Below are 8,873 nucleotides of genomic sequence, written 5' to 3' on the forward strand. Positions count from 1 at the left end.
TGGGAGAGTAGGACGCCGCCGGGCAAACATTGTGGGGAAGCCCCGGACCACCAGGTCCGGGGCTTTTCTGCGTCCGGGACCGGTATCCCCGCGGACAGCCTCGTCGAGGTGTGCGGCTGCGGCATACTGGATCGTGAACCAGCTGCATAGTGACCTGCCCGGCACCCGCCGGCGACGTGGAGGAGAAGGACCGTGACCGACAACGCCCATGAGAGCGACCGGGATCAGCCCCGTCGAGAGTCAGGTCCCCGCGGTGGGGAGCGCCGCCCCTACCAGCGTGATGGCGGTGGCGGGCGTCCGAACCGTGAGGGGGGCGAGCGTCGGCCCTACCAGCAGCGAGACGGTGAGCGGCGCCCGTACCAGCGTGATGGTGAGCGTCGGCCGGACCGCTCCGGTGGTGGCGAGCGACGCCCGTACCAGCGTGATGGTGGTGGCGGTCGGCCGAACCGTGAGGGTGGAGAGCGGCGGGGCCACGCCCAGCGCGGTGGTCAGGGCTCGCGTGACAGCCGTCGTGAGGGACAGGCGGCAGCGCCCGAGCAGCGCGGAGGCTCGCGTCTCGTCCCCACCCAGGGGCGGCTGCCCGAGCCGGCGATCCACGAGGACGTGACGGGCTTCGAGCTGGACCGAGCCGTCAAGAACCAGCTGCGCACCCTCAGCAAGGAGAACGCCGAGGGCGTCGGCCAGCACCTGGTGATGGCTGCGCGTCTCCTGGACATCGACGAGGACGGCGCACTCGCTCACGCGGAGACGGCCGTGCGCCGGGCCGGACGCGTGCCGGCGGCCCGTGAGGCGCTCGGCCTGGTGCACTACCGGCGGGAGGACTGGGCCAAGGCGCTCAACGAGTTCCGCACGGCGCGACGCCTGTCCGGCTCCCACCACCTCCTGCCGTTCATGGTGGACTGCGAGCGTGCCCTCGGCCGCCCGGAGAAGGCGCTGCAGCTCGCTCAGAGCCCTGAGGCCGGTGCCCTGCCGCAGGAGGACCGGATCGAGCTGCTCATCGTGGTCTCCGGGATCCGGCGCGACCTCGGCCAGCTGGAAGCCGCCAAGGTGGAGCTGGAGGTCCCCGCGCTGCGGCGGGGGATGAACAAGCCGTGGTACACCCGTCTCGCCTACGCCTACGCCGACGCGCTGCTGGCCCTCGGTGACGAGGCCAGCGCCATCGAGTGGTTCCAGCGGTCAGCCTCCGCCGACCACGAGGCCGAGACCGATGCCGACGAGCGGCTCGCCGAGCTCGAGGGCTACACCCTCACCGACCTGCTCGAGGGCGAGGACGACGAGGCGGACGGCGGCGACACCGCAGGGGAGGGCTCCCGTGCCTGACCGCCCCCTCGTCGACGGCTTCCGTGGCCTGGTCGTCGACCTCGACGGCGTGGTCTACCGCGGTCCCGACCCCGTCGCCCATGCCGCTGACGCGCTCGACGCCGCGGTGGCCGACGGCCTGCAGGTGATGTACGCCACCAACAACGCCGGCCGGCCCGCCGACGCCGTGGTCGAGCACCTGGCCGAGCTCGGCGTGCACACCAACGCCGACCACGTCGTGACCAGCGCCCAGGCCGGTGCCGCGCTGCTGGCCGAGCAGCTGGATCCGGGCTCCACCGTCCTCGCCATCGGGGGCCCGGGCGTGGCGATCGCGTTGCGTCAGGCCGGGCTCGAACCGGTCAGCCCCCAGGACCGCATCGACGATCCCGCCGTGGCCGGCCGGGTCGTGGCCGTCCTGCAGGGCTACGGCACGGAGCTCAGCTGGTCCGACCTCAAGGAGGCGGCCTACGCCGTTGCTGCGGGCGCGACGTGGATGGCCACCAACGTTGATCTCACCATCCCCACGGAGCGGGGGATCGCCCCGGGCAACGGCTCGGCGGTCCAGGCGGTCGGCAACGCCGTGCAGCGCGAGCCGCAGGTCGCGGGCAAGCCGCACCCACCGCTGTACCTCATGTGCGCGGAGCGCGCCGGTGGGGAGGTCACGAGCATGCTCGCCATCGGCGACCGCCTCGACACCGACATCGAGGGCGCCAACGCCGCCGGCATGCAGAGCCTGCACGTGCTCACCGGCGTCGACGGCCTGGTGGCCCTCGCGAGTGCGGACGAGCAGCTCCGGCCGACCTATCTCGGCCTCGACCTGCGCGCGCTGCGGGAGCCGTATGCCGGCGTCGAGGTCGCCGTCTCGGGCCGAGCCGGCCAGGCCAGTGAGGGCAGCGAGGGCAACGAGGACGGCCAGGACAGTGTGGATGGCCAGGGCAGCGTGGACGTCGACAGCGTGGACGGCCGGGACAGCGTGGACGTCGACAGCGTGGACGGCCGGGACAGCGTGGACGGCCGGGACAGCGTGGACGTCGACAGCGTGGACGGCGATGATGTCGTCGCGGTGTGCGGAGACGCTCGCGCCACGGTGTCCGGTCGCGGGGACGACGCGACGCTGGTCGTCGACGGGGGCGCCGTCGTCGAACGCGCGCGTGCCGCCGTCGCCGCGACGTGGGCGGCTCGCGATGACGGGCGGATCGGCATACCGCTGCCTGCCCCGATGCTCGAGGCCTTGGACGCGCTCGACCCCCGGTGACGACGGACGCCTCCCGGAGGCTGTCGGACCCCACGGCTAGGGTGAGCAGGACGACCAGCGAAGGAGCGCCATGACCGAGTCCCCGGGGACCTCCGCACCGTCGGCCGCGAGCTCCGCGCCCCCGGAGGCGGCGGCGACAGCACCGAGCCCGGTTGCACCCAGCCCGGCTGCGCCGAGTCCCGCTGCGCCGAGTCCCGCTGCGCCGAGTCCCGCTGCGCCGAGCCCTGCTGCGCCGAGCCCGGCCGCGATGGGCGCGGGGCCCGACGGGCGCGACCCGGCGATCGACGCGGCCCTGCGTGTCCTGGACGAGGCGGCCGGCGGCGACGACCCGCAGGCCCAGATCGAGGCGGCGCAGCACGTCCATGACGTCCTGCAAGGCCGCCTGTCCGGGGTCAGCGGGGCGTGAGCGTGACCCGGTTGGACGCGGAGCTGGTGCGCCGTGGTCTCGCGCGATCGCGCGGCCAGGCGCGAGAGCTCGTGGACGCGGGGCGGGTCAGCGTGGCCGGCCGCGAGGTCCGCAAGGCCGCCCATCCCGTCGCGCAGCAGGACAGCGTGCAGGTCGCGGGCGAGATCGACCCCTGGGTCAGCCGGGCTGCGCACAAACTGCTGGGTGCCCTCGAGGCCTTTCCCGAGGTGGAGGTGCGCGGACGTCGCTGCATCGACGTCGGTGCCAGCACGGGCGGCTTCACCCAGGTGCTGCTCCAGCGCGGTGCGGCGTCCGTGTGCGCGCTCGACGTGGGCCACGGCCAGCTGGACCCGTCCCTCGCCGGTGACCCACGCGTGGACGAGGGCAGCGGCACCTCGGTGCGTGACGTGGGTCCGCAGGACGTCGGGGGACCGTTCGCGCTGCTGGTGACGGACCTGAGCTTCATCTCGCTGACCCTGGTGGCCGAGCGCCTCGCCGACCTCGTCCAGCCGGGCGGTGACATCGTGGCCCTGGTCAAGCCCCAGTTCGAGGTGGGTCGCACGCGCCTCGGCAAGGGCGGGGTCGTCCGCGACGCCGGCCACCGCCGCGACGCGGTGGTGGCGGTGCTGGAGTCGTTGTCGGCCGCCGGCCTTGCGCCGCGAGGCCTGGCGCCGAGCCCCTTGCGCGGCACGGACGGCAACGACGAGTACCTTCTGTGGTGCGTGAGGTCGTCCACGGCGGCGCCGTCGCTGGCGCCGTGGCGCGCCCGGGCCGAGGAGCTGACCTCGGGGCGCGCCTCGGTGTCGACCGTGCCGCGCGACCGTCTGACGCAGCCGGACGATCCGGCGCAGTCGGACATCGCAACGCAGACCAAGACCCAGCAGACCGAGACCCAGCAGACCGAGACCCAGCAGACCGATCGAGGAGAGCACCCGTGAGCCGCCGCGTCCTGCTGGTCGTCCACCACCGCCGTCCCGACGCCCTCGACCTGGCGCGCTCGCTGGCCGAGCGGCTGCGCGAGGCCGGCGTCACGTCCGTGATCAACGCCGCCGACCTCCGGGGCTTCGCGCAGCGGTTGGACGACGTCGTCGAGCCCGCCGGCAAGGACGAGGCGGCCGGTTGCGAGCTCGTCTGCGTGCTCGGTGGCGACGGCACCATCCTGCGCGGCGCCGAGCTGGCGCGCGCGCACGGCACCCCGGTGCTCGGGGTCAACCTCGGCCACGTCGGCTTCCTCGCGGAGGCGGAGCGGGAGCACTTCCCCGACGTCGTCGAGCGCATCGTCCACCGCGACTACGTCGTGGAGGAGCGCCTCACCCTGGACGTCGTCGTGCGGCAGGGCGATGACGAGGTGCAGCGCACCTGGGCGCTCAACGAGGCCACCGTCGAGAAGGCCTCTCGCCAGCGGATGCTCGAGCTGGCCATGGAGATCGACGGCCGCCCCCTGTCCACCTGGGGCTGCGACGGGGTGGTCATGGCGACGCCCACCGGATCGACCGCCTACGCCTTCTCGGCGGGCGGCCCCGTGGTGTGGCCCACCGTCGAGGCCATCCTCGTCGTCCCGCTGTCCGCCCACGCCCTCTTTGCCCGGCCCCTGGTCCTCAGCCCGTCCGCCAAGGTCGCCGTCGAGCTCCTGCCGGACCAGGAGGCCACCGGGGTCCTGTGGTGCGACGGGCGCCGCACCGTGGACCTGCCGCGGGGGGCCCGGGTCGAGGTGTGCCGAGGGCAGACGCCCGTGCGCCTGGCCCGCCTGGCGACCGCACCGTTCACCGACCGGCTGGTGCGCAAGTTCGACCTGTCCATCGTGGGCTGGCGCGGCCAGGGCCGCGTGAGGGAGCAGTGAACCATGCTGCGTGACATCACGATCCGCGGTCTCGGCGTGATCGACGAGGCGGTCCTGGACCTGGCTCCCGGGCTCAACGTCGTCACCGGCGAGACGGGCGCGGGCAAGACCATGGTCGTGACCGGCCTCGGGCTGCTGCTCGGCGGCCGGGCCGACAGCGACCTCGTGCGCACCGGCGCCGAACGCACCAGCGTCGAGGGCTTCGCCGACCTCGGCGCCGACCACCCGGCGCTCGTGCGCGCCGCGGAGGCCGGGGCCGATGTCAGCGAGGGGCTCATCCTCGCGCGCAACGTCGCGGCCCAGGGGCGGTCGCGCGCCTACCTCGGCGGCCGATCGGTGCCGATCAGCACGCTGTCCGTGGTGGGGGAGCGACTCGTCGCGGTGCACGGGCAGGCCGACCAGTGGCGCCTGCGCAGCGCCGAGGAGCATCGGGTGGTCCTCGACGGGTTCGACCCCGACGTGGCGCGACTCGCCGAGGACTTCCAGCGCCTGTACGACGAGCACCACGCGCTCGTCGCGGAGGCCGACCAGCTGCGGTCAGCGGCTCGAGAGCGCGCCCGCGAGGCCGACGGCCTGCGCGTGGCCCTCGAGGAGATCGAGGCCGTGGACCCGCAGCCGGGCGAGGACGAGGAGCTGCGGGCCGAGGACGACCGCCTGTCCCACGCGGACGCCCTGCGGGACGGGGCGTCCCGCGCTCACGTGCTGCTGGCCGGGGACGACAGCGCCTGGGACGGTGCCTCGGGCGGGGCGCTGGCGTCCCTCGGCGAGGCGGTGTCGGCCCTCGAGCCGTGGACGGGTCACGACCCGGCGCTGGCCGACCTGCACCGCCGGCTCGCCGAGCTGAGCTATGTCGCCTCCGACCTCACGACCGATGTCGCGGGCTACCTCACCGACGTCGAGGTCGACCCCGCGCGGCTGTCCTGGGTGCAGGAACGCCGGGCCGAGCTCACCCGGCTCCAGCGCAAGTACGGCGAGACGGTCGACGAGGTCCTCGCCTGGGCCCAGGACGCCAGCCGCACGCTGCTCACGCTCCAGGGGGACGACGCGCGCATCGAGGAGATCGAGGCGCGCCTGGCCGAGCTCACGCCTCGGCTCGGCGCCGCCGGTGCCGCCCTGCACGACGCCCGGTCCGCCGCCGCGGAGCGGCTCGGTACCGCCGTCACCACCGAGCTGGGTCGGCTGTCCATGCCACGCGCCCGCCTCGTCGTCGGGGTCACCACCCAGCCCCACGAGCGCGGCCTGGAGCTGCCGTCCGGTGACCGCGTCCGCTACTCGCGCAACGGGATCGACGAGGTCGACATTGCGCTCGCAGCCAACGCCGGAGCGCCGCCGCGCACCGTGACGCGGGCCGCCTCCGGGGGTGAGCTGTCCCGCGTGATGCTGGCCATCGAGGTGGTGACGCACGGCGGGGGTTCCTCGACGGTCCCCACCTTCGTCTTCGACGAGGTCGACGCCGGCATCGGGGGCAAGGCCGGGGTCGAGGTCGGTGCCCGCCTGGCCGAGCTGGCTCGCGAGGCCCAGGTGATCGTCGTGACCCACCTGGCCCAGGTCGCGGCCTACGCCGACCGGCACCTCGTCGTCCGCAAGGCCGACGACGGTCAGGTCGCGGCGAGCGGGGTCGTCGAGGTCGCGGGGGACGAGCGGGTGCGGGAGCTGGCGCGGATGATGAGCGGCGACGAGAGCGACGCCGCCGTCGAGCACGCTCAGCAGCTGCTCGCCAGCGCCCAGGCGCGCCGCGCGATCTCGGTGGATCACACCTGAGCCGCCGTCGATCCCTGCAGGCTCCCAGGGCGGCCGGGCCCGGCGTGGGCGGGGGCGACGCCCCACGGGCCGTGGCACGATGGGTGGCGATGTCCCAGCTTCCCCGCTTCCGTCGATCCCTCCCCGAGGAGCCGACGGCCGGCACGCACGCGGTCCGTGTCGACCGTCGCACCAAGGACCTCACCAAGCGCCTGCGGCCCGGGGACATCGCGGTCATCGACCACGCGGACATCGACCGGGTCAGCGCGGAGGCCCTCGTCGCCTGCCGTCCGGCGGCGGTGCTCAACGCCGCCCGCTCGACCACCGGGCGCTATCCCAACCTCGGCCCGCAGATCCTGCTCGACGCCGGGATCCCGCACGTCGACGACCTCGGTCCCGAGGTGATGCAGGTCAAGGAGGGCGCCGTCGGCGAGCTCGTCGACGCCAGCCTGGTGGTCGACGGCCGCAGCGTCGCGACCGGCCACCTGCAGAGCGCCGAGAGCATCGAGGCGGCCCAGACCCTGGCCCGCATCGGCCTGTCCAACCAGCTCGAGGCCTTCGCGGCCAACACGATGGAGTACCTCAAGAAGGAGCGCGCGCTGCTCCTCGACGGGGTCGGGATCCCCGACATCGCCACGGCCATCGACGGACGGCACGTGCTCGTGGTCGTCCGCGGCTACCACTACAAGGAGGACCTGCGGGCCCTCCAGCACTACATCAAGGAGTACCGCCCCGTCCTGATCGCGGTCGACGGCGGTGCCGACGCCCTGCTCGAGCTCGGCCACCGGCCCGACCTGATCGTCGGCGACATGGACTCGGTCAGCGACCACGCCCTCACGTGCGGGGCGGAGATCGTGGTCCACGCCTACCGTGACGGCCGGGCCCCCGGCCTCGACCGGGTCCGGGCCCTCGGCCTGACCCCCGTCGTGTTCCCCGCGACCGGCACCAGCGAGGACATCGCCATGCTCCTCGCCGACGACGCGGGCGCGACGCTGATCGTGGCGGTCGGCACGCACGCGACGCTCGTCGAGTTCCTCGACAAGGGGCGCGAGGGGATGGCCAGCACCTTCCTCACCCGTCTGCGGGTGGGCGGCAAGCTCGTGGACGCCAAGGGCGTGTCCCGGCTCTATCGCACCCGCATCTCGAGCGCCTCGCTCGTCCTCCTCGTCCTCGCCGGGCTGCTCGCCCTCGGCGTCGCCCTGTCGGTGACCCCCGGTGGCCAGGCCATGCTGCAGGCGGTCATGGCCCGGTTGGACGACCTCATCTCCTGGCTCGGGGGGCTCCTCACGTGATCGACTTCCGCTACCACCTCGTCTCCGTCATCGCGATCTTCATGGCCCTGGCCGTGGGGATCGTGCTGGGCGCGGGTCCCCTCAAGGAGGACATCGGCACGACGTTGACCTCCGAGATCACCAAGCTGCGCGAGGACAAGGCCGCGCTCAACGGGGAGCTGACCACCGCCCGCCGATCCGTGGCGGCGGGCGAGAGCTATGCCGCTGCCAGCCGCCCGGTGGTCCTGGCCGGTCGCCTCGCCGACCGACGGGTCGTCGTCGTGGCCGCCGCCGGCGCGGACGAGCAGGTCGTGAGCGGGGTGCAGGCCGCCCTGACCGAGTCCGGCGCCACCGTGGCCTCCGTCGTCCGGCTGAGCGACGAGTGGACCCGTCCGGCCTCGGCCGGCGAGCTCACGGCCACGGTCCGCCAGGCCGCCGAGGCCCTGCAGATCGACACGCGCGCCGTCGGCGAGGGACTGCTGCCCGGCACCGTGCTGGGACGGGCCGCCCTCACCGGGCCGGTCCAGGACCGGGGCCAGGTCGAGGAGTCCCGGGCCCGTCAGGCCCTCGAGGTGCTGCGCGGCAAGGGTCTGCTCAGCGTGCGCGGCGAGGACCCGACCGGGGCCACCCTCCTCGTGACGGTGGCCGCCCCCATGGTCGCCAACCCCGCCGCGGGCACCGGGCCCCAGATGCAGGCCTATGCCCGGCTCGTCCGGGGCGCCGACGCCGTCTCCAACGGCTCCGTGCTCGTCTCGCCGACCCGCCCGACCGACGACGCGGACAACCTCAGCGCCGCTGCCGTGGTGAGCGGGGTTCGCGCCGACCGAGCCGCGGCAGCCGCCGTCTCCACGGTCGACGACGCCGACCGCGCCATGGGTCAGGTCGCCACCGCCGTCGCCCTGGCGGCCCAGCAGCAGGGTGGTGCCGGTCGCTACGGCATCGGCTCCGACGCCGAGTCCGTCATCCCCGACCTCGGCCGGTGAGTCGATGAGCGTCGTCACCTCGGGCGTCGCGGCCGCCCTCGCGGCCGCCGTCGCCGCCCGGGCGGCCGCGCGGCTCGGC

9 protein-coding genes are annotated in these 8,873 nt (G+C 74.3%); 8 read left to right on the plus strand and 1 reads right to left on the minus strand.

What is annotated here, in order from left to right; translation table 11 throughout:
- Nucleotides 1-240: 240 nt before the first annotated feature.
- A complete protein-coding gene (locus B4K29_RS06765; RefSeq protein ID WP_286966781.1) occupies nucleotides 241-597 on the minus strand; it encodes a hypothetical protein in 357 nt (118 codons plus the stop codon).
- A gap of 6 nt (nucleotides 598-603) precedes the next feature.
- On the opposite strand from B4K29_RS06765, the gene B4K29_RS06770 reads away from it, so the two are divergent.
- The 8 genes from B4K29_RS06770 (at nucleotide 604) to B4K29_RS06805 (ending at nucleotide 8,794) form a co-directional block, all read left to right on the plus strand.
- Entirely contained in the window at nucleotides 604-1,320 is a 717-nt protein-coding gene (locus tag B4K29_RS06770; protein WP_286966783.1) for a tetratricopeptide repeat protein, read from the plus strand.
- The gene (locus B4K29_RS06775) at nucleotides 1,313-2,554 is read left to right on the plus strand and encodes an HAD-IIA family hydrolase (protein ID WP_286966785.1); all 1,242 of its coding nucleotides are present in this window, start codon (nucleotides 1,313-1,315) and stop codon (nucleotides 2,552-2,554) included. Before B4K29_RS06770 ends, B4K29_RS06775 begins: the two co-directional genes overlap by 8 nt.
- Before the next feature lie 247 nt (nucleotides 2,555-2,801).
- Nucleotides 2,802-2,960, plus strand: a complete 159-nt coding sequence (locus B4K29_RS06780; RefSeq protein ID WP_239265907.1) for a hypothetical protein — start codon at nucleotides 2,802-2,804, stop codon at nucleotides 2,958-2,960.
- A 2-nt stretch (nucleotides 2,961-2,962) separates the two neighbouring features.
- The gene (locus tag B4K29_RS06785; RefSeq protein ID WP_286966787.1) at nucleotides 2,963-3,898 is read left to right on the plus strand and encodes a TlyA family RNA methyltransferase; all 936 of its coding nucleotides are present in this window, start codon (nucleotides 2,963-2,965) and stop codon (nucleotides 3,896-3,898) included.
- Nucleotides 3,895-4,800, plus strand: a complete 906-nt coding sequence (locus tag B4K29_RS06790; RefSeq protein ID WP_286966788.1) for an NAD kinase — start codon at nucleotides 3,895-3,897, stop codon at nucleotides 4,798-4,800. Before B4K29_RS06785 ends, B4K29_RS06790 begins: the two co-directional genes overlap by 4 nt.
- A 3-nt stretch (nucleotides 4,801-4,803) precedes the next feature.
- Nucleotides 4,804-6,561: a DNA repair protein RecN gene (gene recN, locus B4K29_RS06795; protein WP_286966789.1), complete on the plus strand. Its 1,758-nt coding sequence runs from the start codon at nucleotides 4,804-4,806 to the stop codon at nucleotides 6,559-6,561.
- 89 nt (nucleotides 6,562-6,650) lie between these two features.
- Nucleotides 6,651-7,832 carry a putative cytokinetic ring protein SteA gene (steA, locus tag B4K29_RS06800; RefSeq protein ID WP_286966790.1) on the plus strand — a complete coding sequence of 394 codons (1,182 nt, stop codon included), beginning with the start codon at nucleotides 6,651-6,653 and terminating at the stop codon, nucleotides 7,830-7,832.
- Nucleotides 7,829-8,794: a copper transporter gene (locus B4K29_RS06805; protein WP_286960966.1), complete on the plus strand. Its 966-nt coding sequence runs from the start codon at nucleotides 7,829-7,831 to the stop codon at nucleotides 8,792-8,794. Before steA ends, B4K29_RS06805 begins: the two co-directional genes overlap by 4 nt.
- Nucleotides 8,795-8,873: the final 79 nt, after the last annotated feature.

Origin of the sequence: Arsenicicoccus sp. UBA6765, from assembly GCF_002453335.1 — a bacterium.
Classification (GTDB): Bacteria; Actinomycetota; Actinomycetes; order Actinomycetales; family Dermatophilaceae; genus Arsenicicoccus; species Arsenicicoccus bolidensis.

Coding starts and splice junctions, on each gene's coding strand:
- B4K29_RS06780 (WP_239265907.1), top strand. CDS start 2,802: ATGGGCGCGGGGCCCGACGGGCGCGACCCGGCGATCGACGCGGCCCTG.
- recN (WP_286966789.1), top strand. CDS start 4,804: ATGCTGCGTGACATCACGATCCGCGGTCTCGGCGTGATCGACGAGGCG.
- steA (WP_286966790.1), top strand. CDS start 6,651: ATGTCCCAGCTTCCCCGCTTCCGTCGATCCCTCCCCGAGGAGCCGACG.